Source organism: Shewanella zhuhaiensis (assembly GCF_022484835.1).
Classification (GTDB): domain Bacteria; phylum Pseudomonadota; class Gammaproteobacteria; order Enterobacterales; family Shewanellaceae; genus Shewanella; species Shewanella khirikhana.
Genome location: NZ_JAKUDL010000008.1, coordinates 71,396 through 95,449 on the forward strand (window position 1 = coordinate 71,396; position 24,054 = coordinate 95,449).

General features: G+C 55.8%; 26 protein-coding genes. 20 read left to right on the forward strand and 6 right to left on the reverse strand.

Translation table 11 applies throughout. The features are described 5' to 3' along the window. Positions 1–41: 41 nt before the first annotated feature. The 6 genes from MJ923_RS17990 (at position 42) to MJ923_RS18015 (ending at position 4,306) form a co-directional block, all read left to right on the forward strand. On the forward strand, positions 42–302 hold the full coding sequence (locus MJ923_RS17990) for a hypothetical protein (RefSeq protein WP_240592273.1): 261 nt from the start codon (positions 42–44) through the stop codon (positions 300–302). A gap of 3 nt (positions 303–305) precedes the next feature. Beyond that, entirely contained in the window at positions 306–953 is a 648-nt protein-coding gene (pnuC, locus tag MJ923_RS17995; RefSeq protein ID WP_240592274.1) for a nicotinamide riboside transporter PnuC, read from the forward strand. Then, a complete protein-coding gene (locus MJ923_RS18000) occupies positions 950–1,951 on the forward strand; it encodes a phosphotransferase (RefSeq protein ID WP_240592275.1) in 1,002 nt (333 codons plus the stop codon). The genes pnuC and MJ923_RS18000 overlap by 4 nt, the downstream gene beginning before the upstream one ends. A gap of 62 nt (positions 1,952–2,013) precedes the next feature. Then, positions 2,014–2,865 (forward strand): DUF6279 family lipoprotein, encoded by an 852-nt coding sequence (locus tag MJ923_RS18005; protein ID WP_240592276.1) that lies wholly within the window; start codon positions 2,014–2,016, stop codon positions 2,863–2,865. Between the two features lie 174 nt (positions 2,866–3,039). Further along, a complete protein-coding gene (locus MJ923_RS18010; protein ID WP_240592277.1) occupies positions 3,040–3,636 on the forward strand; it encodes an HvfX family Cu-binding RiPP maturation protein in 597 nt (198 codons plus the stop codon). A 121-nt stretch (positions 3,637–3,757) separates the two neighbouring features. Then, positions 3,758–4,306, forward strand: a complete 549-nt coding sequence (locus MJ923_RS18015) for an NAD(P)H nitroreductase (RefSeq protein ID WP_240592278.1) — start codon at positions 3,758–3,760, stop codon at positions 4,304–4,306. A 306-nt stretch (positions 4,307–4,612) separates the two neighbouring features. Here MJ923_RS18015 and MJ923_RS18020 read toward each other — a convergent pair whose 3' ends face one another. Together MJ923_RS18020 and MJ923_RS18025 are read right to left on the reverse strand one after the other, a co-directional pair. After that, complete coding sequence (locus MJ923_RS18020; protein ID WP_126166616.1) at positions 4,613–5,344, reverse strand: oxygen-binding di-iron domain-containing protein; 732 nt, start codon at positions 5,342–5,344, stop codon at positions 4,613–4,615. A 15-nt stretch (positions 5,345–5,359) separates the two neighbouring features. Then, positions 5,360–5,971: a chemotaxis protein gene (locus tag MJ923_RS18025; protein ID WP_126166617.1), complete on the reverse strand. Its 612-nt coding sequence runs from the start codon at positions 5,969–5,971 to the stop codon at positions 5,360–5,362. 109 nt (positions 5,972–6,080) lie between these two features. Here MJ923_RS18025 and MJ923_RS18030 point away from each other — a divergent pair, with 109 nt between their 5' ends. After that, positions 6,081–6,590 carry a GNAT family N-acetyltransferase gene (locus tag MJ923_RS18030; protein ID WP_240592279.1) on the forward strand — a complete coding sequence of 170 codons (510 nt, stop codon included), beginning with the start codon at positions 6,081–6,083 and terminating at the stop codon, positions 6,588–6,590. Between the two features lie 184 nt (positions 6,591–6,774). Then, positions 6,775–7,398 carry a 2OG-Fe(II) oxygenase gene (locus tag MJ923_RS18035; RefSeq protein WP_240592280.1) on the forward strand — a complete coding sequence of 208 codons (624 nt, stop codon included), beginning with the start codon at positions 6,775–6,777 and terminating at the stop codon, positions 7,396–7,398. Between the two features lie 138 nt (positions 7,399–7,536). Here MJ923_RS18035 and MJ923_RS18040 read toward each other — a convergent pair whose 3' ends face one another. From MJ923_RS18040 to MJ923_RS18050, 3 genes are read right to left on the reverse strand one after another with little or no spacing between them, the layout of a single operon-like run. Continuing rightward, positions 7,537–9,057, reverse strand: coding sequence for an OprO/OprP family phosphate-selective porin (locus MJ923_RS18040; protein ID WP_240592281.1), 1,521 nt, complete (start codon positions 9,055–9,057; stop codon positions 7,537–7,539). A gap of 26 nt (positions 9,058–9,083) precedes the next feature. Further along, entirely contained in the window at positions 9,084–10,391 is a 1,308-nt protein-coding gene (locus tag MJ923_RS18045; RefSeq protein ID WP_240592282.1) for an OprD family outer membrane porin, read from the reverse strand. 9 nt (positions 10,392–10,400) lie between these two features. Further along, positions 10,401–11,576 carry an amidohydrolase family protein gene (locus MJ923_RS18050; RefSeq protein ID WP_240592283.1) on the reverse strand — a complete coding sequence of 392 codons (1,176 nt, stop codon included), beginning with the start codon at positions 11,574–11,576 and terminating at the stop codon, positions 10,401–10,403. A 314-nt stretch (positions 11,577–11,890) separates the two neighbouring features. On the opposite strand from MJ923_RS18050, the gene MJ923_RS18055 reads away from it, so the two are divergent. From MJ923_RS18055 to MJ923_RS18095, 9 genes are all read left to right on the forward strand, one after another. Beyond that, positions 11,891–12,490 carry a GNAT family N-acetyltransferase gene (locus tag MJ923_RS18055; RefSeq protein ID WP_240592284.1) on the forward strand — a complete coding sequence of 200 codons (600 nt, stop codon included), beginning with the start codon at positions 11,891–11,893 and terminating at the stop codon, positions 12,488–12,490. A 65-nt stretch (positions 12,491–12,555) separates the two neighbouring features. Continuing rightward, positions 12,556–12,957, forward strand: coding sequence for a hypothetical protein (locus tag MJ923_RS18060; protein ID WP_240592285.1), 402 nt, complete (start codon positions 12,556–12,558; stop codon positions 12,955–12,957). 150 nt (positions 12,958–13,107) lie between these two features. Then, positions 13,108–14,241: a serine hydrolase domain-containing protein gene (locus MJ923_RS18065; protein ID WP_240592286.1), complete on the forward strand. Its 1,134-nt coding sequence runs from the start codon at positions 13,108–13,110 to the stop codon at positions 14,239–14,241. Positions 14,242–14,541: 300 nt separating this feature from the next. Further along, the gene (locus MJ923_RS18070; protein WP_240592287.1) at positions 14,542–14,787 is read left to right on the forward strand and encodes a hypothetical protein; all 246 of its coding nucleotides are present in this window, start codon (positions 14,542–14,544) and stop codon (positions 14,785–14,787) included. Between the two features lie 229 nt (positions 14,788–15,016). Beyond that, complete coding sequence (locus MJ923_RS18075; RefSeq protein WP_240592288.1) at positions 15,017–15,709, forward strand: ABC transporter ATP-binding protein; 693 nt, start codon at positions 15,017–15,019, stop codon at positions 15,707–15,709. After that, positions 15,702–16,700: an HlyD family secretion protein gene (locus MJ923_RS18080; protein WP_240592289.1), complete on the forward strand. Its 999-nt coding sequence runs from the start codon at positions 15,702–15,704 to the stop codon at positions 16,698–16,700. Before MJ923_RS18075 ends, MJ923_RS18080 begins: the two co-directional genes overlap by 8 nt. After that, the gene (locus MJ923_RS18085) at positions 16,697–17,878 is read left to right on the forward strand and encodes an efflux RND transporter periplasmic adaptor subunit (protein ID WP_126166628.1); all 1,182 of its coding nucleotides are present in this window, start codon (positions 16,697–16,699) and stop codon (positions 17,876–17,878) included. Before MJ923_RS18080 ends, MJ923_RS18085 begins: the two co-directional genes overlap by 4 nt. After that, a complete protein-coding gene (locus tag MJ923_RS18090) occupies positions 17,875–19,071 on the forward strand; it encodes an efflux RND transporter periplasmic adaptor subunit (protein WP_240592290.1) in 1,197 nt (398 codons plus the stop codon). Before MJ923_RS18085 ends, MJ923_RS18090 begins: the two co-directional genes overlap by 4 nt. Then, on the forward strand, positions 19,068–20,321 hold the full coding sequence (locus MJ923_RS18095) for an ABC transporter permease (RefSeq protein WP_240592291.1): 1,254 nt from the start codon (positions 19,068–19,070) through the stop codon (positions 20,319–20,321). The genes MJ923_RS18090 and MJ923_RS18095 overlap by 4 nt, the downstream gene beginning before the upstream one ends. Positions 20,322–20,455: 134 nt before the next feature. Here MJ923_RS18095 and MJ923_RS18100 read toward each other — a convergent pair whose 3' ends face one another. After that, positions 20,456–21,265: a substrate-binding periplasmic protein gene (locus tag MJ923_RS18100; RefSeq protein ID WP_240592292.1), complete on the reverse strand. Its 810-nt coding sequence runs from the start codon at positions 21,263–21,265 to the stop codon at positions 20,456–20,458. A gap of 133 nt (positions 21,266–21,398) precedes the next feature. On the opposite strand from MJ923_RS18100, the gene MJ923_RS18105 reads away from it, so the two are divergent. From MJ923_RS18105 to MJ923_RS18115, 3 genes are read left to right on the forward strand one after another with little or no spacing between them, the layout of a single operon-like run. Beyond that, positions 21,399–22,490: a DUF2157 domain-containing protein gene (locus MJ923_RS18105; protein WP_240592293.1), complete on the forward strand. Its 1,092-nt coding sequence runs from the start codon at positions 21,399–21,401 to the stop codon at positions 22,488–22,490. Continuing rightward, positions 22,487–23,554: a DUF4401 domain-containing protein gene (locus MJ923_RS18110; protein ID WP_240592294.1), complete on the forward strand. Its 1,068-nt coding sequence runs from the start codon at positions 22,487–22,489 to the stop codon at positions 23,552–23,554. The genes MJ923_RS18105 and MJ923_RS18110 overlap by 4 nt, the downstream gene beginning before the upstream one ends. Further along, positions 23,551–24,051, forward strand: coding sequence for a GDYXXLXY domain-containing protein (locus tag MJ923_RS18115; RefSeq protein ID WP_240592295.1), 501 nt, complete (start codon positions 23,551–23,553; stop codon positions 24,049–24,051). The genes MJ923_RS18110 and MJ923_RS18115 overlap by 4 nt, the downstream gene beginning before the upstream one ends. Positions 24,052–24,054 lie beyond the last annotated feature (3 nt).

Genomic DNA, 24,054 nt, shown 5'->3' on the forward strand with positions numbered 1-24,054 from the left:
TCTTTTATCCGGCGCCTGCGGGCGCCGTTGGAGACAAGCACATGAAACTCACCGCTGAAATCAGCATGTATCCCTTGCATGAAAACTACCTTGAACCTATCCGCTGGTTTATCGGTCGCCTGGACAGCTATCCCGGCATCACCCGTCGTACCAACGCCATGGCAACTCAGATTCAGGGCGACTATCAGGAGGTGATGACCATGCTCGCCACCGAGATGCAAGCGGCCCATGAGAAGTTCGGCAAGGCCGTGTTTGTGTGCAAGTTCATCGGCGGCGCCCTGGACTTGTCCCACTCGGAGTAAAGCATGCAAGCGGATTTTTGGGGCTGGATTGGCGGCGCCCTGCACAGCGCTTTTGGTGAAATGCAGGCGTTGTCAGTATGGGAAGCCGTGGCCGTGGTGTTGGCGCTGGCCTACCTGCTGCTGGCAATGAGACGCAACCGACTTTGCTGGGCTGCGGCCTTTGCCAGTACAGCCATCTACACAGTGCTGTTTTACGAAGTGGCGCTATTGATGGAGTCGGCGCTCAATGTGTACTACATGGCGATGGCCGTATATGGCTATTGGCTGTGGCAGAAAGAAGATGCCGACACCTTGAAGGTCAGCAGCTGGCCGCTGTCAAGGCATCTGCTTATTATTGCGCTGACGACATTGGCATCCCTTGGCTGCGGTTATCTGATGGCCAATTACACCCAGGCATCTTTCCCGTATCTGGATGCGGCCACCACCTGTTTTGCGGTGATGACCACTTATCTGGTGGCCAAAAAGGTGCTCGAGAACTGGCTCTACTGGGTGGTGATAGATGTGGTATCAATTTATCTCTATCTCAGCAAAGGGCTGATGATGACCTCTTTGCTGTTCGTGCTCTACGTGGGTCTGGCTGTGGCGGGTTACTTTGTCTGGCGCGCCGCGCTGGCTGAGCAGCGTGAGCCTGCTTTGGCGCTTGAGTCATGATGAGTCAAACCGCTGATATTACCAACTGCTGCCCCTGGGAAACCCCGGGGGTACGTGCATTTGTGGCGCACATCCTGGGTGAAGAGACGCTGACGCAGGCGCGCTTCAGTGCACTTACCCAAGGACTTAGCAACGATAACGCCTTGATTGAGGCCGGAGGCCAAGCCTGGGTGCTGCGGATTAATCGCGATGAAAGCAGTGCATTTTGTCAGCGAACCTTTGAGGCAGACAACTGGCAATTGGCGGCGAGGGCAGGGTTGGCGCCGCCGCTGCTGGGGATGAGCGGCGACGGCCGCTGCTATTTATCAGCCAGGCTCGAACAGGGTGACTGGCCACAGAAATACGCTGAAATTCCCGCCTCAGGTTTCAAGCATTTTGCAACGCTCAGCACACCCGGCAAAAGTGTTTGTCCGGGTCCAGATGAAACGAGCGACGCGGGCTTATTGTTCGCGCTTCTAAAAGGCTTACAACAGCTGCCAACCCCCGCCAATCCCAAGGGCTTTGCTGCCCAGTGGCAGGATTACCAGCGGGCGCTGGATGAAGGCTTGCCCCGCTGGCAACACTGCCAGGAGTGGCGCCGGGCGCAGCGGCAACTGGCATCTTGCTCGCAGGCGATCCAGGGCGCGCTGCAGCGCATCGAGCATAAGCCGTTTGCTTTGCAATACAGCCACCGCGACCTTACGCCCCATAACCTGCTCTGCCACGGTGGCAAGCTGTATTGCATCGACTTTGAGTATGCCTGTGCATCCCACCCGCTGTGGGATCTTGCCGCAGTGCTGGCCTCCCATCGGCTGACTGCCGATGCCCAGTCGTCGCTGGTTCATGCGTATCTCGATTTTCACCCGCAACTCGACCAAAGCGATGCACCACTGATTGTCGATGCGGTGGCCCTGCATTGGTACTTTGGCGCCATTTGGGCGCTATTAATGGCAGGGCAAAGTGGTGACAATAATTATCTTTCTTGGTTTTACAGATACTTACAATTAGCGGTAAGTTGAGGGATTTGCAGCTCTGGCCACCCTTGGTAACCTTGAGCCAGACTGATGTGGAAGGATCCTCAATGAAATCTCGAGTCATTTTTACCCTGATGCTGGTGTTTACTCTGGCGGCATGTTCCACCAAGATGAGCTACTACTTCCTGGATTGGGCCATCGAGTGGGAGCTGGACGACTATGTCAGCTTCGATAAAAGCCAGCAGCAGGCGTTCGACAAGGTATTGGATGAGTTTATCCTTTGGCATCAAAAGGATGAATTGCCTCGCTATGTGGCTCAGCTCGATAACCTCAAAGCCCAGATGCAGTCCAACACCCTCACGCCCGCGCTTTGGGCCGACCATGTGAACTACGCCCAATCCCATTGGTTCAGACTGTTTGACTACGTGTTTGATGGCATTTTGCCGATTATCCAAAGCCTGTCTGACAAGCAGGTGGAGCACCTTATCGCCAAACTCAAAGAAGACGAAGCCGAAACCGTGGCCGAGTATGCCGGTAAGAGCCAGGCAGAACTGGTCAAAGACTCCGATAAGCGCCTCGAAGAGCGGGCCGAAAAGTGGCTTGGCAAGCTGAGCGACAAGCAAAAGGCGATGATCCACGACTCCAACACAACCCGGCTGGCAACCCTGGATATGTGGCTTGAATACCGCCACGAATGGCTCAGGCAGTTCGAGCAGGCGCTCAGGCAACGCAGCGACACCGAGCTGCTCGCCAGCCGTTTGCGCCAATTGATGATGGCGCCGCATACGCTGCGCTCACAGGCACATCAGGACGCTATTCGTGTGAATCAGGAGAACTTTGGTCGTCTGGTGATGGACATCTACCGGGATCTGTCCGATAAACAACGTAAGAAGCTGTGGCGCGAATATGACGCCCTGACAGAAGACTTGCGTGAATTAGCACAGGAAGCGGCCCAGTAATCGGATGCCGTTAGCGGGGAATGACCTGATTGGGCGGGGAAGCTCAAACCCTCTACGCTGATTTGATAAACATTCGGCGCCGCTGAAATAAACTTCTGCTACTGCGGGTCTTTAAGGCAAGGCAACTTATGTTGCGACAGACGCAAATAACGCACACCAGGCTGCGAGGACCCCATGCTGCAACTTATTCAAAAGCTCAACACCCAGGGCCGTTATATTGGCGACGCCCTTGCCCCTTTGGCTCTCAGGCTCTATCTGGCACCGGTACTGATGCAGGCCGGTTACAACAAGCTCGCACATTTTGAAGATACCGCCGCCTGGTTTGGTAATCCCGATTGGGGATTGGGACTGCCGTTTCCGTCTCTGATGGCTGGCCTTGCCGCCGGCACCGAGTTTTTGGGTGCCATCTTGTTGATCCTGGGGCTGTTTACCCGTCTTATCTCGATCCCTCTGATGGTAACCATGTTGGTGGCCGCGTTTACCGTGCACTGGCAAAATGGCTGGCTTGCCATTGCCGACCCCTCCAGCTGGCTTGCCAATGAGCAGGTGATGCAGTCCGCCGAGCGCTTGTCCCGTGCCAAAGAGATACTGCAGGAATACGGGAATTACGACTATCTCACCGGCAGCGGCAACTTTGTGGTGCTCAATAATGGTATCGAGTTTGCCATCACTTATTTTGCCATGTTGCTGGCGCTGTTCGCCCTGGGCGGTGGTCGCTACACCAGTATCGACTGGTACGTGGGCAAGCGTTTTGGCCTGACCAGAGACTGACATAACAGGGCTTGCCAAGCCCCTGCAATGGACATCCCGAAAATCCCGTACGCCTGTGGCGGCGGGATTTTTGCGTTTTTCATGCTATGCTGGCGCCATGCATGATAAAGAGGATAAATCATTGGATGCCTTAACCTTATTGACTACCCGTCAGTCCTGTCCACGGCTGTTGGCGCCGGCGCCGGATGCGGCGCAGCTGAAGCTTATTTTGGATGCGGCGGTGCGGGTGCCAGATCACGGTGCCCTCAATCCCTGGGAGTTTATTATTGCCGAAGCTGAGGGACTGTCGCGGCTCGGGGAAATATTTGTCGCGGCCGCCAAGGCCAACGGTGGCGATGAGGCGTTTTTGACCAAGGCCGAAGGCATGCCCAAGCGGGCTCCCATGGTGATCACCGTGGTGGCCAAGACCCAGGCGCACCCCAAGGTGCCGGTACTCGAACAGCAAATTGCTGCAGGCTGCGCCGCCATGGCAATGCAGCAGACCGCCTTTGCGCTGGGACTTGGCGGCATTTGGCGCACAGGTGATTTTGCCTTCGATCGCAAGGTGCATCAGGCGTTGGGGCTCGGTGACGACGACCAAATCGTCGGCTTTTTGTATTTGGGCACGCCAGCGGTGGATGCTCCCATCAAGGCGCCGCGGGACCCAAGCCCTTACGTGCGTTATCTGTAACTGAATTAGGAAAGGCGCGAGCAAGTCCTCGCACAGCTCTGGCTTTGATAGCGACGACAGTTGAATAACGCTGAAATGGTGTTGCTACCAAAGCCCCGCAGGGCGTGGCTTACAGCGGTATCTGCTGCGTTAGTAGGCAAGTTCCTGATAAGCGCTGCAGCCAAGCACAGATAGCAACAAAAAAGGCCCATTTGGGCCTTTTTGTCTTTCGCGATGAATTTGTTTGTGAGGCGCTTTCTTGCCTTATTCCGGGGCAGCAGAGCCTGGCTATTACTTCTACGGCAGTGCCCGGAAGGCGCAGCCTTGTTAGAGGGCAATACCCACTTCCAGCGCATCGAACCAATCCAGAAACTGCTTTACCTGCTGGCCTTTGAAAATCCGCCCGTGCTGCGGGCACATATATTGAATATCCAGCTCGCGCATGCGGCTGACCCAGTTGCTCTTGGCGCGGTTTGACGGCATCCAGCGGCGGTGAAAGTAGTCCATTTTACTGACATGGCTGGCAAAGTCGTCCACAAAAATATCGGCCTCGGCAGGTTCGAGTGCGGCGCCCACATCCCCGGACATCAGCACCTTGGCCACAGGGTCGTACACATGGAAGTTGCCCGAGGCGTGCAGATAATGGGCCGGAATAAACTGCAGCTCCACCTCGCCAACCAGCAATTTGCCACCTTTATCCTTGATGGGCTCGTAACTGATGTTGTTCATGCCGAAGTGACGAATAAAGCCTTCCCACAGCCAGGGCGCAAACAGTTTGGCTTTGGGCAGGGTTTGGTCCCACAGCCCCAGAGACGAGATGATATCGGGGTCCTGATGCGAGGCAAAAAGGTAAGTCAGTTGCTCCAGCGGCAGATGGCGTACCAGACTCGCCAGCATGGGGGCAAAGAGTTCAATGCCGCCCGGATCCATCAGTAATGATTGATTGCCGCTTTGGACCAGATACTGGTTGGTGTCGATGATTTTTTCGTTTTTCTCGGGATCGCGACCGAAATACAGCCACTTGTGTGTTGGCGTCTCTACCAGCAGTTGGGTTTTCATGATTAATCCTTAACGTCAGTGAGAATCAAACAGGCGAATAGCGGTATCGACGCGTTCGCGAATTTGCGCCGCAACGGTATCGACCTTATTGGCAACGTCCACAAAAATGGCCTGGAAACGGCCGTCGACCCGGCAGGCCTCGACCCGGCAAATGCTGGCGAGCGCATTGGCGCTGCGAAGGTTTTGCTTTAAGTCCATCAGTTGCACCTGCATTTTGCTGAGCACCTGATTAAAGTCGCTCTCAAGCCTGGCGTAGTTGTCTTCGGTGGCATAAATGGCGCCTTCCATGCTGTAGGCGTAGGCAGCGTTACCGGCTTTATCGCGGGCGGCGTGAAAATAGTGCAGGGCGGTGGCGGTGCGGGCGGTGTGGGTTGCCAGCTTGCTGGCATCCTTGGCCAGCTGATTGATTTCGTTGGCGGCTCTTTTGGTGTAGCCCGCCAGCTCATCAATGTAGTGGGTGAGCGCCTTGAAACCGAGCGCCGCACTGCCAATCCGGCTTGAGGCGGCCTGGGCATTACTGGCGGTGAGATTGATTTCTTTACAGCAGGCGAGGGTGTGATTGAGCTCGGCGGCCACCATGGCGGCGGTGACGTAATAAGGCCTGCTTCCCTGAGAAATTGTCTTCATCGCCAAATCCCCTCCCGATAACGGGCAAATATCCATGCGCAACGGTATAAAGTATAGTCATAGCTTAAAATTTTGCCTGTGAAGCAAAAATTCGATACCCGGAGGCAAGGTGCAACCTTTTACAACCGAGAGACTGACGCTGCGTGAGTTTACTGCTGAGGATTGGCAGGAGATCCTGGCGCTGGTCAACACCCAGGACTTTATCAATAACATTGGTGACCGCGGTATTCGCGATGAAGCGGGTGCCAGGCAGTATTTGCAGGATGGCCCTATCAACAGCTATGGCACCCACGGCTTTGGCCTGTGGCGGGTGTCCCTGACTGCAGATGACCGATTTATCGGCACCTGCGGCCTTATTCGCCGTGATAGCTTGCCTGACGTGGACATAGGCTATGGACTGCTGCCTGCATTTTACGGTCAGGGTTACGCGCAGGAGGCGGCCAGCGCCTGCATGACACTTCGCAGCCGCTTTGGCATCAATCAGGTGGTTGCCATAGTGACCGAAGCCAATCTGCCTTCCAGGCGACTGCTGGAGAAAATTGGCCTTGAATTTTCACACAAAATTCAGTTTGGTGAACCTGCGGAAGAACTCCTGCTTTACAAGCTTTTAACTGATTGAAATTCGGTTATTTATTTTGATTGTCAAGCGACCGGTTCTGCCATAAAATTTGCGCGTTTTCCGGGGCAAAGACACCCGCGTGTGTCTTTGCCGTATTGACGCCCTACCTCGAAAAATAGGCCCATTCTCCCTCCCGGGCCCTTGAGTACAGCGAAAGCGTAGCTTTTGTGCGGATCTTGCAATCATGGTTTGTAAGTTCAGTGAGTCTGTGCTCGATGAAGTAGCAGACGCGCTTGTCGATCGCGGTTATATCTGCATTGACAGTCTCTTTGCGCCCGAATTGGTGCTCAAGCTCAGACAAAAGGTGTTCAGCGAGGCTGACGATACCTTTAAACCGGCCAGTATCGGCCGTGGCAATGAACAGCACCGTAATGTTGATATCCGCCGCGACAGTATTCGCTGGCTGGAGCCTGGCTGTGCCACTGACAATGGTTTTTTAAGCCTGATGGACACCCTCAAAGACGGGCTGAATCGCCGCCTGTTTATGGGGCTGTTTGACTATGAGAGCCATTATGCCCTCTATCGCCCGGGCGCATTTTACAAAAAGCATGTGGATGCACTGAAGGGCAGTCAGAACCGTATTCTGACCACGGTGTTTTTTATGAATCCGGACTGGCAGCCTGAGCATGGTGGGATCCTGAAACTTTACGATGAAGACGATACGTTGCTTGAAGAGATTGCGCCGACCATGGGCCGTTTGGTGATTTTTCTGTCGGAGCGTTTTCCCCACGAAGTAATGCCAACCACGGTGGAGCGGGCAAGCATTGCCGGTTGGTTCCGGGTGGCGGGCAGTCAGCACGGCTTTTAACGGCCGTAGTCTGGCAAATACCTTTATGCGCGCCCAAATCCTTCAACGCATAAATCCTTCAACGCATAAATCCTTCAGCCCGTAAATCAGTCACAATAAAAAAGGGATGCAACTGCATCCCTTTTTTCATTTTTGGCCTTAGAAGGCCAAAATCACATCGGTCGAGAAGGCCCAGCCGTTGGCACCCACCTGGAATGGCACACTGGAGTAACCTACGGGTGAGTCGTTCAAATACAGTGCCTGCATGTTCAGGCGCAGCTCGCGCCTGTCCAGCGGGAAGTAGTTCACGCCCAGGCTGACATCGTAGGGATCGCCATAGTCACCAAAGATTTGCGAGTAACCGGCATAGGCCTGCAGTTTACCCGGGATAACCATGGCGCTGCCCTGAATTTGGAAGCCAGAGTCATCCACCGAATCCACCGGAATGGGGCCTGTGGTCACGAAATCATCCAACCAGCGCTGATACACCTCGGCTTCCAGCGACCAGCCCTTGTATTTGAAGCCGCCGTTGATGGCTGCCATCTGGTAGGTGGCTTTACGGATATCACCGCCGGTACCGAAGGGGTCAGTACGGAAAATAAGGGTACCGTCAGACAGGCGCAGCTGGCTGTTTTCAAAGCCTTCTGTGCCGGGCTGGCCCTGAGCATCTTCACGGCTGTGGGTGAAATGTACCCCGAACAGGGTGGCAAATTCATCGTGGAACTCGTAGTCGCCGAGACCTTGACCGGGGCCGTATTCACCCGTAGTTGGCATCCACCACAGGGCACCGGAGACGGTATTTAGCTCGCCATCGAGCTGGGCGGCGTTCACCCCGAGCTGACTTAAGTTGTTACCCAGCATGGCGCGGTACTCCAGTCCCGGAGCGAGCTTGCCGCTGGCCCACAGGCCTGAGGTATAGGAGCCACGAAAGAATTCATCGGCGATGGTTCTGTGGTCGTTTTTGAGCCAGTTGGGGAAGGTGTAGTTGGTCGAGCGGGTCGACGGCAGTGCGCCAATCCCTGCGTACAGGTTAAAGGCTTCATCGAACTGGAAGCCGAGGTTACCACCCAATACTACCTGAGCCGGATCGCCCTGGCTGGTGTTGGATGTCCAGGCATACATCAGGTACTTAAAGCGTGGGTCGAACAACCAGCCCTTGAAGTTCAGGGTGATTTTCTGGAACTGCAAGTCGTTACGCAGATCCAGATTGCTGGTGCGACCAAAGCTGTCGGTGTAGGTGTCATCAAAACCCTGTTGATTCAGATAACGGGCGTAGGTAAAGGCGCTGATATCCAGCTCGCCCATGCTGTCGCGGGCAACCACAAAACCCTTGCCCGGCTCATAGAATCCGGCTTTTGGGGTATCGCTGCCAGGTTTTGGTGGCGGCCGTTTTTGCGGGGCGGCGCTGCGCTCAACCGCAGTTTGATTGGCGCTGGTAGCTGCATTGGCGGCGGCCAGGCTGGCGGCGGCTTTTGGCGAGGCGTCGGTGACTTCCGATTCCAGGCTTTCAATGCGCTTTTCAAACTCGCGGCTTTTGGCATCCAGCTCGGCTTTCATCGCCTTGAGTGCCGCCAGCTCCCTGGCGATTTCCGCGGCCCGGGCATCGGTGATTTCAGCAAGCGCCAGATTGGGGCTCAGCAGGGCTGCGCCAACCAACAGGCTTATCAGTGATGGTTTCATCATTCTTTCCCTGTTTATTGTCTCGGTTACAGCAGATTAAAGTCGTAGTTGACTATCACCCTAAAATCGAGGAAGTCATCTGCACCGGCAAAATTATCGTCCTGATCCACATAGGCGGCACGCATACGCACCCAAACCCGCTCGCTCCAGCCTTCTTTCAAACGCCAGTCGAGGGTGAGATCGTATTCGGTTTCATCGGCGCTGGCAGCAGGGCCGCTTTCAGGGGTGTCGCCATGGACGATATTGGTAAACACGCTCATGTCGCCAGGGCCAACCCGACCGAAATCCATGGAGAAGCCCAGCATATAGGCGTCTTCACCGGCGCGGTCAAAGTCGTCCACTATGATGGACAGGTAGTTGGCGGGGTTACCGAATGGCTTGATGATGCCGTGATCTTCATCTGTGGTGCTGGCGCCAAAACGCCAGGCGAAGGGGCCATGCTTCAGCTCAACCTTGGCCGCCCACATCTGGGTATCAAAGGCGCCAATAAGCTCATCACCGCTGCTTTGCTGCCCTGTGTATTGCAGGTTGGCGCGGATGCTGCTGCCTTTGACGATTTCAAAGGGGTGTTCCACTTTGGCGAACACAGTATCGAAGGTATCGAAGGTGCGCTGGTAGATGGCGCCCACCGTGGTACCGGCATCGCTGATGTAGCGGGCACCGGCAAAGCCCAGGCCTTCATCAGTTCCGGCGGCTCCGGCAGCTTCCGACATGGAGATAAAGTCATCGTCGCTCTTGCCTTTTATCTTGTCCACGTAGCCGGCCATGTAACCAAAACCTGTGGGTGAGGTATTGCCGATGGCAACCCCTTCAAAGGTGTTGGGCACCATGCGGATATCGTGGCTGCCAAGGTAGGGCAACTCGAAGCGCTGACGACCGATGCGCATTCCGTGGTTTTCGGCAAAGCGGATGGTTACGTTGGCTTCACCTAAAACACTGAAGCTCTCCTGCCCGGGTTTGAACAGGCCGGTACCGTCCTTATCGTCCGGGCCGTACAGTTTTTGTGAGGTATAAGCCGTGGCATTGAACCTGAGCCAGTCGTTGAACCAGCCGGACTTGTATTCCAGTGCGCCACCGAGAGCCCAGCCGACACTGTCGGCCTTGGTATCGCGGTCGCGGTCCAAATAGTAGGTTCTGGGTTTGAGCACCAGACTGCTGTCACCCAGAAAGTCACCCTTGTGGGTATCCGGGGTGTCTATGGGGTTCACGTCACTTTGCTGGTTGGGTTCGTGATCGCGCTCGTCACCGGCCTGTTGCTGTGCAAAAGCCGTGGCAGGAACTGCCACGGCCGATGAAAGCAGCCAGGCCACGAGCAGAGGATTGCGAGTGGCCATGGTATCTCCTTACTTGCCTGGAGCCTTGCACACCTCTGGGGCGTGATAATCCAGGTTCATCAGACGGAAGAAGTTTTCACCCAGCGCAATGTGGCGGAAGGCGTTATCGTCCATGTATTTGAGGGCGCGGCTGGTGACTTCCAGTTCTTTGGCGTACTGATCCCGTGCCTTGCTGTCGGCGGCAACGAAGTCGGAGCCAGGCAGGATACGGGTTGGGTAGGCGTTAAAGAAGTCGATAAAGATGGGCCCCCACTGGTGATAGGCGTTGTAGAGCACATCCCAGGAGATATCCAGCATCAGGTTAGGGTACTTATCCAGCAGATCCTGCATGATGGATACGTGCATGTTGGGCGGGATCTTGGTCAGCTCTTTCGACAGACCCATGTGAGCCCAGACAATCTTGTTGTCGGGGTACTTGGCCAGCACGTATTCCATCAACGGCAGGAATTCAGTTGGGTTGGCGTTGTTACCCAGATCCGAGTGCAGGGTCACCGGAATATTGCGCTCTTTGAGGATGGCCATAAAGGGCGCCCAGGCATCGATGCTCTCGAAGGTGGCTGGTTCGTGCTTGTTGCCAAGCAGCGCCTGCTTCATCACGTTGAGCTCACCGGCCCAGCTGAACATACCTGGGTATTCTTTGTCGTACATCTCGATGGTTTTGACGATATCGTCAGGATGGGCCAGATCCATAAAGGTCATCGACAAAGTGATGTGCAGGTTTTCGTGGGGGTAAGCCACCACATCCATGCCGTTGACGAAGTCATTCTTCACACTGGGGCTGGCAGGAGTGCCTTTACAGTCGAGGTAGTAGGTACAGCCGGACTTGAGATCCAGTACCTGGCCAATACCGAAGTAGTTCACAAAGCGCACACCGAGCGAGTCGAACATGGCAAACAGCTCAGGTGCAGGCATGGCCGCGCCGCCGAATGGGCGTGGGTGGAAGTGTGCATCTACCAGTGCAGTGTAGGGTTCTTTGGCTCTGTCGTAACAGGCCTGCTCACTGGCAGGTTTGGAGAAAGATGCCAGCGAACGCTGAGCCACTTTGGTGTCGGCACTCGCCTCCGCCTGGGCTTCTTCTTCGGCCTTGGGAGTAGAACTGCACGCCGACAACAGCGCCAGTGCAGGCAAGGTGGCCAGCAGTGGACGCAGGGCAGAAGACATACGGGAAAGACGATGGGTTTTCATGGTAACTCCTTGTTATGGAACTTACTCCGCTCCGGGAGGAAGCCAGCTAAACTGCAACCGGCGACGCGGCGTGGGGGCAGAGGTGTGCTGATCCTTTAGGGGTATAGGTGCAGCATAGGGTAAAAGCCTGAGGGTTAAACTCCGTCGAAAGATTGATAATGATTGTTATCAATCACTTACGGGCTGTTATGGGTGTGTGGTCACGCCGTTATCCTGGGTCCGGGGATGTCAGGGCTGCATCTGAGCATGCTTTTGTCTTAATCATTTGATACAACTGATACTTATTGACGTTACACATTGTCCAAGGAGTGAGCATGTCTGAGGCCGCGGTACCAAACCTGTCCGGCGAGCTGGTGATTTTAGAGCCCCTGAGCCTGAACCATGTGCCTGCGCTGCAGCTGGCCGTCACCGATGGCAAATTGTGGGAGCTGTGGTTTACCAGTGTGCCCGAGCCGGACGCGGTAAAGGCCTACGTGGAAAAGGCGCTGATGCAGCAGCGGGAAGGCTCGGCAATTCCATTTGCCGTGCGATCCCGCGCCAGCGGACAGATTGTCGGTGCGACCCGCATCTGCAATATCGAGCCTGAGAATCGGCGCATGGAAATTGGTTACACCTGGTATGGCAAGAGCGCACAGCGCACCGGCATCAACACCGAAGCCAAATTGATGTTACTTGGCTATTGCTTCGAGACGCTCGATGCCATTGCGGTGGAATTTCGAACCCACTGGCACAACCAGGCATCGCGCCAGGCCATCGCCCGTTTGGGAGCGCGGCAGGATGGGGTGCTGAGAAACCATAAGATCCTTAAAGACGGCACTATTCGCGATACCGTGGTGTTTTCCATCCTCGACACCGAGTGGCCCGTGGTGAAGCAGGATTTACGCTTTCGCCTGACCAGACACGCCAGTGTGTGAAAGAACTTGATTGCCGAGCGTACGTCCGGTAGTTTTGCCAAAAAACTTTGAGGGAAATCACACTTATGTCCATCAAAAAACAGGCGTTGCTGGCGCTGGCCCTGACGATTACCGCTGGCGCTGCCCAGGCTGACGAAGCCGAAAAGGCGCTGGCAGGTGAGCTGCTGGACTGCACCGCTTATTACCAAATCAGCTCTGAGGCCATTGCCGCCATGAATGCGCCGCAAATGCAGGCCGTGGGTGACCGTCTCAAACATTCTGCCACTGACGCCTATGCGCTGGCCGGTAAGTACTTTGGCGAAGGCGATCTTGAGGCCGCGCTGCAGGCCGCCCGTGATAAGCAAATTGCTTCCATGGCGGGCTCTTCCAGCCTTGGCAACCTGATGGCCAAATACAAAGAAAGCTGCAAAGTGCTGGTGGCCAACCCTGAAAGCCGCCTCGAATACTGGCAAATGGCAACTATGTAATGGGGTTGGCGTAATGGGGTTGGCGCGACGTGCTAATGTGCGCCTGCGGCTTGATGCCCCGAGCTGGGTTTCTCAGTCTCAGGCTCAACCTGGAACCACGCCCAAACCATGCCGATGAAGCCTGAAACACTGCGACTGCTGAGGATAATTATGCCCCTCGTTGGGCTTATCTCGGCGGTCGTTTTTGTTCCCTGGGCAGGCGTGTGGCTGTGGCTCTCGCCGCTGCCGGATACTGTAGAGCAGCAACTGGATGAGGCCACTGCCCTGGGTCTTGGCAGCGTCATCCTCTATATCGACCATTCAAATCGCCCCGCCGAGCAGTATGCCGCGACCGCAAAAGACAAGCGATTGTCTCTGCCAGAGGGCGCCGACTCGCTGTTTAAAATCGCCAGTATCAGCAAACTCTATATTGCCGCAGCTACCGCGAAGCTGGTGGCAGCGGGGCAGTTATCACTGCAAAGCACAGTAGCCGAGTTGTTACCCGAGCTTGCCGGACGTATTGCCAATGCCGATAGCATTACTGTGGCGATGCTGGTTAGCCATAGAAGCGGCATCCCCAATTTTGTTGATGCACAAGGTTTTGACTGGGCTGGCGGACAGCAAGACCCGAACGATAATCTGAAGTTGGTGTTGGATAAGCGCGCTGATTTTGCGCCCGGCAGCGATTATGCCTACTCCAATACCAATTACCTGCTGCTTGGCCGCATTCTGGATAACACCCTTGGCTATCCGCATCAGCATTACATCCGCAAGCAATTGCTGGCGCCGCTTGGCCTGAACGATACCTTTGGCGATGTGGCGGCGCTTGAACATCAGCGCGCTATCGAAAGCCAGCATACCCTTGAACACCAGCAAGCTTCCAAGAGCGCTTATTTGCTGGCCAGCGGTTTCCATCAGGGCGTTGATGAGGACCTTAAATCGCTGATATTCAATACCCCCGGCGGTTCCATGCTGGCCACTGCCCGCGACGTAGGTGTGTTCTTACGGGCGCTTATCACCACGGCGCCGGATGCTTCGCACTCAGGATCTCAGGCGCAAACTGCAACCGCATCAGTATCAGCAAAAAAGGCATTGTTAAGCGCCGAAGAGCAGGCCATTTACGCCTCGATTTACGAGTATGAACACACGGGCTGGTTGCCCGGCTATCAAAGCATCGCCCGCTATCACAGTACCCCCGATGCCGTGGTGGTGCAGTTTGTCGGCAGCACCGGCGGTGAGTCAGAACTGCTGGCCCATGTGCTGTATCAACGGGTAGTGAAGATAGTCAGTCGCGAGCCCCATTAACGCGCGACTTTTTCTTACCGCGGCCAAGATGGGGTTGCTGATGGCCGCTCATTTCCGGTTTCTGTTTGCTTGCCACTGCCAATAATCTTGCGTTGCTGTGAAAGATAAGCGCCCCTGTTTCTGTCATCTTGGCATGGAGGTACGATTATGGTGTTTGTGGCGTTTTTTCTGGCGGCGTTTCAGCTGGTTTGGTTGTGGCGCTGTTATCTGGACAGTAAGGCAGACAGGAGTATGAGGCCGCCAGGTCAGCTGTTGCATAGCCATGGCTGTGACTTTAACGGTGCTATGGCAGGGAGTTTTTTGCTGCTGCTTACCAGCTTGAGTCTGCTGCTTATCCCGATTGGCTTTGGGCTTATTCCCCGCAGTCAGGCGATGGTGTTTATCTGCCTGCACGCGCTGGTGCAGGGGGTGATGGGGATCTGGCTCGCCGGTCTGGCCTGGCTTGGGGAACTGCCCAATCGGCTGGGTGAGCGTTGGCTGTGGCTGTTGTGTTTCGTGCTCTTTGCTACCCTTATGGCCGCATCCGGGATGATACATATGCCTTAGCGAGTGGCGTTAAGCGGTTAGTTATCAATATTTTTTCAACTGCCAAGGTGCAGATTTACTGCTGATGGGCATTTATTGAAAATGTTTCAATCTCTTTGTAATGAAAAGTAAATCTCTCTTGCAAAGCGAGCTGTTTTATAAGAAAACTGGATACTCTTTACCACAAAGGTCGGACAGCCGCTTCGGCCCAAAACAAAGTGCTCAGGATAGAGTGCGAGAGTGTTGAGTCATGATATCGCTACAGGCTTTGACAAAATCCTTCAGGATGGGGGAAGGGGAAGTGCAGGCCCTGCGGGGTGTGGACATCCACATACGACAAAACGAATTTGTTGCCATCATGGGGCCATCAGGCTCTGGAAAATCCACATTAATGAACATCATAGGTTGTCTCGACAGGCCAACGTCCGGCGAGTATTTGCTGAACGGCCAGGCGGTAGGTGGGTTATCCGATGATGCGCTCTCTGCGGTACGAAACCGTGAAATAGGCTTTGTATTTCAAAGCTTTCATTTGTTGCCAAGGCTGTCGGCGCTGGAAAACGTGCTGTTGCCACTGCGCTTTTCTGAGTCGCCCCGTGGCGACAGAGACCATGCCATTGAACTGCTTACCCGTGTTGGGCTGGGCACCCGGCTCGATCACAGGCCCAATCAGCTCTCCGGCGGTCAACGCCAGCGAGTGGCCATTGCCCGGGCGCTGGTCAACCGGCCGACCTTGCTGCTGGCGGACGAACCCACAGGGGCGCTGGACTCCAAAACCTCGGTGGAAATCATGCAGCTTTTCGATGAACTGCATCAAAGCGGCCAGACCATAGTGCTGGTGACCCACGAGGAGGAAGTAGCCGACTGCGCCGAGCGGGTTATTCGTATGCGCGATGGCTTGGTGCAGCGGGATGATTTCCGCCAGCGGGAGGTGAGCAATGGCTAAATTCAATCCTGCCATGCCAGCCAATGGGCGGCGTCTGCTGTGGGCTGCCGTGATGATGGCTGCCGCGACCAGTGCCCAGGCACAAGACTGCAGCGGCGGCGAAGCCAGTCTGCTGCTTACCGGCAGTATCAGCTCGACCCGTTCCCAGCCCTTTGCCGTGCCCAAGGCAGGCGATGCCTGGCGGCATCAAATCCAGTGGCTGTTCCCGGAGGGCAAGCTTGCCAAACCCGGCGATACCATAGTGATTTTCGATAAGAGCCAAATCGCCAACCAGATTGAGCAGCTCGAAGCAGGGCTTTTGAGGGTGAAGGCCCAGGAGCAAAGCCAGAGTATCGATTTGGAGTCCGCGCTGCTGTCAGCCAAGTTTGAAGTGCGCCGCGCCACACTGGCGCTGGAAAAGGCGCGCCTCGATGCATCAATCCCGGCGGATTACATTGCCGCCAAGGACTATGCCGATAACCAGTTCAAGTTGCTGCAGGCCAACACCGAGCTTGATAAAGCCAAACAGGCGCTGAAGGAAGCCATCGAGCGCCAAAGCTCAACCCTGGCACAGCTTGCCATCGAAAAGCGCAAGGCCGAGGTCGAGCTGGACTCGGCGCTGAAGGCTCTCGATGCCCTTGAGCTTAAAGCAGAGTTCGCAGGTCCGGTGATCATTGGGCGCGACTGGAACGAAAAGAAATATCAGGCGGGCGATACTGTGCAGTTTGGCCGCCAAATCGCCAGTATCCCTGCGCTGGACGGACTGGAAGTATCGGCCTGGGCCAATGAGGTGGATGTCGACAAAATTCGCGCCGATCAGAATGTGTGCCTGTCCCTCGATGCTATCCCCGGCAAGCTGTTTGCCGGCAAGGTCGACAGCATAGGCCGTCAGGCCGTTACCAAAAGCGCCTGGGGTCAGAGTAAATGGTTTAAGGTGGATGTCACCCTCGCCAATGTTGATGGACTTGAGCTGTCGCCCGGCATGAGTGTGATGGTGGAGGTGCAGCCATGAAATCCTCTGTAAAGGTTTTTCGCCTGGCGCCGCTGGCGCTTATCGCCGGGCTGCTTGGCGGCTGCGAAGATGGCGTGCGGGTCGAAGTCAGTGAAGGCCAGTTGGTGCAGCAGGTGGAAGTGACAGGTGTGCTCACCTCGGCCGATACCCTGTCGATGATGCCACCGGCGATGCGTCGGGTGTGGCAGTATCAGGTCAAAAGTATTGTCCCTGAAGGCAAAGAAGTTGAAGCGGGCTCTGTAGTGGCGCGTCTGGATACCTCTGAGCTGAATCAACGGCTGCAGGTGAAAAGTGCTGAGCTGGAAGCCACGGTGCAGGATATAGAAACCTCACGCCTGAGAAATGCCAAAAAGCTCGAAGAGCTCAAGCTCGAGCTGGCCGAAGCCAAAATGGAAGAGGAAAAAGCCCGGCGCAAGTTCGAGCTGTCTGATGAAACTGTTGCGGCTATCGACAAAGAAAAATATCAGCGTGATGCCGTGATTGCCACCGAAAAAGTGGCGCTTATCGAGCGTAAATTTACCCTGGAGCAAGAAAGCATCAAGGGCCGCATGGCCATGCTCGACGGCGACAGACAAAAGTTCGCCTCTGAAGTCTCAGCGCTTAAAAAAGGCATTGCTGCCATGAGCTTAAAAGCGCCCCGCACTGGCATGGTGGTGTACGGCAACGATCCTCAGGGCAACAAAATCAAGGAAGGTCAGTCGGTATTTGCCGGCGATGCGGTGTTCTCCATGCCGGATCTTGAGCGGATGCAGGTGGCCATGACCATTCCAGAAGTGGAAGCCAACCGCGTCAGGAGTGGCCTCAGGGTCAAAATCCGTCTCGATGCCAACCCCGAACGGGTGTTTCACGGCACCCTGACCGAAACCGGCGCCGTGTTTCGGGTCAAGAACGATGATATTCCGCTGGTGGTGTTCGATGCAGTGGCGGATTTCGACGAGATAGACAAGGAACTGATGCGCCCCGGGATGACCGCCAAGATCAGTATTGATGTGGTGCGCGAGAAGTCGGCACTGCTGCTGCCGCTGGATGCACTGCACTACGATGAAGGCCGCCCCTTTGTGTGGCAATCGGGCATGCTGGGCGATAGCCGCACCTTTGTTGAACTGGGTGATTCCGGCCGCGACAAAGTGGAAGTACGCGCGGGTCTGGCGCTGGGGGATGAGGTGCTGCTGCGATGAAAAAGTTAATGATTGCAACGGCAGTGATGCTGCTGTGGGGCTGTAATGAGCAGGGCGACAACGGTGTGCTCACCATGGAAGTTGGGCGCAGCCATTTTGAAGTGACCATTCCGGCAAGGGGCGAACTTGAAGCCAAGAGCGCTACACCTGTGTCTGTGCCCGGCGGTTTGCGTGGGCCTCAGTCGCTGGCATGGATCCTCGACAACTTCTCTGAGGTGAAAGCCGGTGATGTGGTCGCCAGGCTCGATGGCCGCCGCGAAACCCTGGAGCTGGAGCTTGAACGCTTTGATTTTGACAAGCTTGCGCTTGATGGCGATATACAGAAGCAAAAAAACCTTACCACCGCCAAGGAGCTTAATATCGGCCGCGACGTGACTGAAGAAGAGCTGGATTTGGCCGAGCGCTTCTTTGTGGATGATGAGCGGGTTTACACCAAGATAGATATCATCGACCAGATGCGGAACAAGGATTACCTGGAGGCCCGCCTCGGTTACTACGATTGGGGGCAAGACAGCCACGATGCCCAGGCCACGGCGGAGCTTGATCTGATCCGGCTGAAGCAAAAAGGGCTTGAAGCCAAAATTGCCACCTACCAGAGTAATTTATCGCAAATGGAGATAGTGGCGCCCCACGATGGCCTGTTTGTGATGCAGCCCGGCTGGAGCGGCGCACTGCCCATGGCCGGTGACATGGTATTTTCCGGGATCCCGCTGGGCACACTGCCGGACACCTCAGTGATGCAGGCCAAGTTGTGGGTGCTGGAGTCTGAAGCTGTGGGGCTGGCTGTGGGCAAGAAAGTCACTTTGACGCTGGATGCCTATCCCGATAAGCCTTTCAGCGGCACTGTTGCCCAGGTGGATGCCCTCGCCAAGCCCAAGGACAGGGACAGCCCGGTGAATTACTTTGAATTTACCGTGGTGCTGGATAGCACAGACACCCACATCATGTTACCCGGGCGTCAGGTGCAGGCCAGGGTGGCGGCGCTCAGCGAAGAGTCGGTGCTGACCGTACCCAATCAGGCCATTTTCCAGCGCGAAGGCCGCTACTGGGTTTATCTCAAGAGTGATAAAGGCTTTATTGAACAAACCATTCAACCCGGTAGCCGCAGCCTTAACCGCACCGTGGTTATCGATGGCCTAAAGGAGGGCGATGTGGTTGCCCTTACCGTGCCGCCAAGGAGAACTCAGGCATGATGCAGGATAGATTTCGTCAGTATCAATCCGGCGTGGTGCAGGCGCTTGGCGAGATGTTGCACCACAAGCTGCGCACCGCGCTGACCCTTCTGGGGATGATATTCGGCGTGGGCGCCGTTATCGCCATGCTCAGTGTGGGTGAGGGTGCGGAGCGTGAAGCGCTGAAAATGATTGAGTCCATGGGGCTTAAAAACCTGGTGGTGAACGCCAGACCATCGGAAGGTGAAGCACTGAAAACCGTACGTGAGCACAGCATTGGCCTGAGTTTGCGGGACATCGACAGCGCCATGGAAACCCTGCCGTTTCTCGATGCCTACAGCGCCAGCAAGCAGGTGAAGGTGTTTGGCCTGTTCAGCTTACAGGGCCGCAGCGACGCCCTGGTGCAGGGGGTGACACCAAGCTATTTCGACCTAAGCGCGCTCAAACTCGCCGAGGGCCGTTTGCTCGATGCCAATGATGAGCAGCACTATCGGCAGTTGGCGGTGCTCGGGCCTGAAGCCGCCCGCAGCCTGTTTCCCCGCGGCGAGCCTCTGGGGCAGCGGATTAAGATTAACCATCAGTGGTTTACCGTGGTGGGGGTGCTGAGGGAAGGCCAGAGTGGCAAGTCGGCTATCGAAGGCGTGAAGGTGGGCGGTGAGCGCAATCAGGTGTTTATTCCGCTGGCGACTGCGCTGAAAAAGATGCAGTTCAAGCCACTTGAAGATGAGCTCGATACCATCAAGTTTGCCCTCAAAGATGGTGTAGACCCATCCCTTGCGGCCCAGAGTCTGGATCATCTGGTGTCACGTCGCCATGGCAAGGAGCAGGATTACGATATAGTGGTGCCTGCCGATCTGCTGGCACAGCATCAACGTACCCAGCAGATATTCAATATCGTCATGGCCTGTGTGGCCGGGATCTCGCTGCTGGTGGGCGGTATCGGCATCATGAATATTATGCTGGCGACCATTTTGGAGCGGACCTCCGAGATTGGTTTGCTGCGTGCACTGGGGGCGACTCAAAAGGACATAGCGCGTCAGTTTTTGATTGAAAGTATGGTGATTTCAGCCACCGGCGGCCTTATCGGCATAGGGGTTGGGCTGCTGCTGGCGCTGGTGATCTCTGCCGCTGCCGGGTGGCCTGTGGCCTGGTCGCCGTTTGCGATATTGCTGTCGCTGGTGGTGTGTATGGCGGTGGGCATTGGCTTTGGTCTGTATCCGGCGAAAAAAGCCGCACGGCTCGACCCTATTGTGGCCTTGCAGCGCGACTAGGGTGCAAGGTCGCTCAGCCACTCAATGTTGAGCATAAACAGAAAACCAAGCCCCGCCGTAACAGCGGGGCTTTTTCGTTGTACCAATTGGGGGTACTCGCATGACTTGCTTTAGTGTTGGCCGATTAGCGGCAACTATTGCGCTTCAGTTAGGGTCAGATGGTATTTCCCCAGCAGCGCCTTCAACACCCCACGCTCGCTCAAGGTGTTTAGCTGCTGGCTGAATGCCTCCGGTGTCAGCGGGCTTTGGGGATGCAGCAGGGCGGTGTGCTGATACTGCTGATCCCCGCGGGAGGAAATCACCAGTTTGTTGGCCTTGTCCGGGTGGGCGGCAAGGTACCAGTTTAGAAATGACTGGCTGATGGGGGCAACCTCGGCGCGGCCCAGCAGCAGGCCTTCGAGGGCTGCGCGGGAGTCTGGCACCAACTCGGCCAGATAGTCCTGGCGCAGCTTCATCTCATCGGTTTCAAAGCCTGCCAGATGGTAATGGTAGCCGCGCACCAGCAGCAGTCGCTTTTGTTGTAAATCGGCAAAATAATCCGGCGCGGCGGCAGCCGGATGACGCCCCACAAAGACTTCACCATCCGGTACCTTAAGTGGCAGCACTGCCTTGTCAATCTGCTCCCAGCCCCAGTGCGGGCTTTCAAACAGCAGTACATCGAAGCGGCGCCGGGTAAAGGCCTGATACCTGTGTTCTATGCTGGTGGGCACGAAGCTGAACTGAAAGCCGCTGCCAAGCCGGTTCAGCTCGTCAATCAGCTCAGGTACTACCCCGGAATGCCCCTGGGGCGAGTCGATAACATAGGGGGGGAACGAATAGCCGCCCACCACCACGGTAACGGGCGTGGTTGGGGTGTTCATTGACTCAGCAGTTGAGAAACCTGTTAAAAAGCAAAGGCCAAGCAGCGATAATTTCAGCGAAGAACGGCGGATTTTTTTGCTCATTACGGGGCCTTATGGCAATGTCGATTCAGCAGCTGGCAAGTTTACTTCGGGCACACTGCCCTTAAAAATAGGCAATTAGGCCAATATTCACCAGTGACCCATTCAGGTCGAGGGAAAACGACAGGACACTGATATGAAAGCTATCCTTCCGGATAAAGACTCACGGGCCGCCTTGCTGGCAAGCTGGTTCGAGCAAGGGGCGATTGAGGATGCCAGCCCCGCCAGAGCCTGGGCGCTGGCCCAGAACGAGCTGGAACCCCATGGAGCCAAAGACTTGGACTTAAGCTCAGGCGCCGACGAAGATGACCAAGACCCAGGCAGAGCCAGAGCATCGTCTGCCCGCTACTGGTATGAGCGGCTCGCCCACCTGGGCCTCTATTTGGGGGCCTTGTCGCTGGGCGCCGGGGTGATTTTCTTTTTTGCCTACAACTGGGAAAACCTGCATCACCTCGCCAAGTTTGCCCTGGTGCAGGGGGCTATTCTGTTAAGCCTGTCGGGGCTGTATTTTGTTGATAAAAAACAAACGCCTATTGTAAAAGGCTCGCTGCTTTTGCTGCTCGACCTGCTGGTTGGTGCCATGCTGGCGCTGTCGGGGCAGGTGTATCAAACCGGTGCCGACCCCTGGCAGTTGTTTGCCATCTGGGCGGCTTTCAGCCTTATTCCGGCACTGACTTATCGCAGTAGCCTGCTTTGGTGCGCTTTTATCGTTCAGGCCAATCTGGCGCTGTGGCTGCACTTTACCGGCCTTGGGCGACTGTGGTTTTTGGCATGGGATGTCGAAATTGCGCTGCTGCTGATTGGCGTGGCGAATTTTGGCTTGCACCTGCTGATGGACCTTGGCGCCCGCCGGGGATGGCCGGAGCTGACTCAGCCTTTGGCAAACGTCTTTGCGCTGACCGTGGCCGCCGGTCATCTGGTGTGGCTTGGCTGTTATAAGGTGCTCGACAGCGGACTTGGCCAATCTGCTTTGGCGGTGGTGCTGGCTCTTTGCCTGCTCGGACCGCTGGGCTACTTTTACTACCGGCTGCTTCGGCTCAATGTGCTCGCGCTGGGATTGTGGGGCTTTGGCGCTATTGCGGTGCTGGCTTGCTTCCTCGCCAGACTGATGTTTGAAGGAAGCGATCCAGTTGGCGGATTTATGCTGGTCGGCGCCTTTATCGTGGGCAGCAGCAGCGCCCTGGGGGTGTACCTTAAGTCACTGTTGTCAAAGCGGGAGGAGCTATGAGTCATTCATTATGGCAGCGGCTCAATGCCGCCGGTTTGATGGCCGATGAGCCGGACAATCAGCTTCAGCCACTGTGGCTTACCTTGCTGACCGGCTTTGCTGGTTGGGTTGCTGCACTGTTTTTCCTTGCTTTTTCCATTGCGCTTATTGAATCCATCAGTCGTTTCGAAGGCTCTCAGGCGCTGGTGATAGGCCTTATCTATACCGGCCTTGCCCGATTTATTTACCGTCAGGCAGGTAAGATGGAGTTTTTGGTGCAGCTTGGCTTTGCCATCAATATGGCGGCCATGATTGCGGTAGTGTGGGGCATAGGCGAGGCATTTGATATCGAAGATGAGGCGCTGTTTCTTTGTGGTGCTGCAGTGCTGATAATTAATGCCTGGTTTGCCCGCTATTGGTTGGATGCGCAGCTGTCGCTCTTTACCGCAGTAACTTTTATCGGCATTGCCTTTGAAGAGGCACAGCTGCTGGGCTGGTTTTTGCCCATGCTGCTGGTTTTGCTTGGGGTGCTGAGTGGCGTGTGGTTGCCAAGGTCTGGTACGGGCACGCTGGGTGCCGCCGGGCACGATAACCGCCCGTGGCAATTGGCGGTCCATCCCTTTGCCAGACGTTGCCAGCACACGCTGTTTTGCGGTGCTTTAATGCTGCCACTGCTGTTGGATGGACGTCTTGCGCTGTGGAACAGTGCCCTATTGGTCTTGGAGGGGAGTCGCGGTCAGCAGGCGCTGGTTTTCGCCGACATGCTGGCGTTTGCCGCGCTGATGGCGGCTGTTCTCTACCAGATAGCGGGCAAAACGCTGACCACACTGGCCTTTACCCTGGCGCTGACACTGCTTTATTGGTATTTCCCGGGGCTTGCGTTGGCGCTTGGCTGTTGGGTGCTGGGCTGGCGTTTGGCTGAGCGTTACTATGTGCTCTTGTCGCTGCTGGCGGCGCTTGGCTATTTCAGCGCTTATTACTACGAAATGTCGATGACATTGCTCGCCAAATCGCTGGTGTTGATGTTGCTTGGGGGCGTGCTTATCGCCATGGGGCTGTATTGCAAGCGGAGGGCGGACGCATGATCATATCCCGCAGTTTTTGGATAACCCTGGTAGGTACCTTGCTGTTACTTCTTGTAGTGAACACAGATATTGTTAAGAAGGAACAACAGCTTGCCGAAGGTACGGTAGTGCGGGTGGCCTTGGCGCCTGTCGATCCCCGCTCGCTTATGCAGGGCGACTATATGGCGCTGAGATACGCGCTGGAAGCGCCCATTCGCGATGCTCTGAGCGAGGATGAGCGTAGTCAACAGCTTGATGGTTATGCCTGGATAAGGCTCGATGACAATCAACTGGCACATTTTGTCGCCATCGACAGAGGTGAAACCGCGCCCGAAGGCGCGCTGCGGGTGCAGTTTCGTCAGCGTGACCATGCCATAAAGCTGGCCAGCAACGGCTGGTTTTTTCAGGAAGGAGAAGCCGCCCGCTTCGATAAGGCAGAATTTGGTGAATTCCGCCTGGGCCAGAATGGCAGTCTGCTACTGGCTGCGCTTTTGGACGAAAATTACCAGAGGCTGTAAAAC

Excerpts from the sequence above, each read along its gene's own strand:
- MJ923_RS18085 (WP_126166628.1), top strand. The coding sequence starts at position 16,697 with ATGAAATCCTCTGTAAAGGTTTTTCGCCTGGCGCCGCTGGCGCTTATC.
- MJ923_RS18100 (WP_240592292.1), bottom strand. The coding sequence starts at position 21,265 with ATGAGCAAAAAAATCCGCCGTTCTTCGCTGAAATTATCGCTGCTTGGC.
- MJ923_RS18055 (WP_240592284.1), top strand. The coding sequence starts at position 11,891 with ATGTCTGAGGCCGCGGTACCAAACCTGTCCGGCGAGCTGGTGATTTTA.
- MJ923_RS18035 (WP_240592280.1), top strand. The coding sequence starts at position 6,775 with ATGGTTTGTAAGTTCAGTGAGTCTGTGCTCGATGAAGTAGCAGACGCG.
- pnuC (WP_240592274.1), top strand. The coding sequence starts at position 306 with ATGCAAGCGGATTTTTGGGGCTGGATTGGCGGCGCCCTGCACAGCGCT.
- MJ923_RS18075 (WP_240592288.1), top strand. The coding sequence starts at position 15,017 with ATGATATCGCTACAGGCTTTGACAAAATCCTTCAGGATGGGGGAAGGG.
- MJ923_RS18045 (WP_240592282.1), bottom strand. The coding sequence starts at position 10,391 with ATGGCCACTCGCAATCCTCTGCTCGTGGCCTGGCTGCTTTCATCGGCC.
- MJ923_RS18080 (WP_240592289.1), top strand. The coding sequence starts at position 15,702 with ATGGCTAAATTCAATCCTGCCATGCCAGCCAATGGGCGGCGTCTGCTG.
- MJ923_RS18060 (WP_240592285.1), top strand. The coding sequence starts at position 12,556 with ATGTCCATCAAAAAACAGGCGTTGCTGGCGCTGGCCCTGACGATTACC.
- MJ923_RS18005 (WP_240592276.1), top strand. The coding sequence starts at position 2,014 with ATGAAATCTCGAGTCATTTTTACCCTGATGCTGGTGTTTACTCTGGCG.
- MJ923_RS17990 (WP_240592273.1), top strand. The coding sequence starts at position 42 with ATGAAACTCACCGCTGAAATCAGCATGTATCCCTTGCATGAAAACTAC.
- MJ923_RS18040 (WP_240592281.1), bottom strand. The coding sequence starts at position 9,057 with ATGAAACCATCACTGATAAGCCTGTTGGTTGGCGCAGCCCTGCTGAGC.
- MJ923_RS18090 (WP_240592290.1), top strand. The coding sequence starts at position 17,875 with ATGAAAAAGTTAATGATTGCAACGGCAGTGATGCTGCTGTGGGGCTGT.
- MJ923_RS18010 (WP_240592277.1), top strand. The coding sequence starts at position 3,040 with ATGCTGCAACTTATTCAAAAGCTCAACACCCAGGGCCGTTATATTGGC.
- MJ923_RS18025 (WP_126166617.1), bottom strand. The coding sequence starts at position 5,971 with ATGAAGACAATTTCTCAGGGAAGCAGGCCTTATTACGTCACCGCCGCC.
- MJ923_RS18105 (WP_240592293.1), top strand. The coding sequence starts at position 21,399 with ATGAAAGCTATCCTTCCGGATAAAGACTCACGGGCCGCCTTGCTGGCA.
- MJ923_RS18065 (WP_240592286.1), top strand. The coding sequence starts at position 13,108 with ATGCCCCTCGTTGGGCTTATCTCGGCGGTCGTTTTTGTTCCCTGGGCA.
- MJ923_RS18095 (WP_240592291.1), top strand. The coding sequence starts at position 19,068 with ATGATGCAGGATAGATTTCGTCAGTATCAATCCGGCGTGGTGCAGGCG.
- MJ923_RS18000 (WP_240592275.1), top strand. The coding sequence starts at position 950 with ATGATGAGTCAAACCGCTGATATTACCAACTGCTGCCCCTGGGAAACC.
- MJ923_RS18115 (WP_240592295.1), top strand. The coding sequence starts at position 23,551 with ATGATCATATCCCGCAGTTTTTGGATAACCCTGGTAGGTACCTTGCTG.
- MJ923_RS18050 (WP_240592283.1), bottom strand. The coding sequence starts at position 11,576 with ATGAAAACCCATCGTCTTTCCCGTATGTCTTCTGCCCTGCGTCCACTG.
- MJ923_RS18020 (WP_126166616.1), bottom strand. The coding sequence starts at position 5,344 with ATGAAAACCCAACTGCTGGTAGAGACGCCAACACACAAGTGGCTGTAT.
- MJ923_RS18110 (WP_240592294.1), top strand. The coding sequence starts at position 22,487 with ATGAGTCATTCATTATGGCAGCGGCTCAATGCCGCCGGTTTGATGGCC.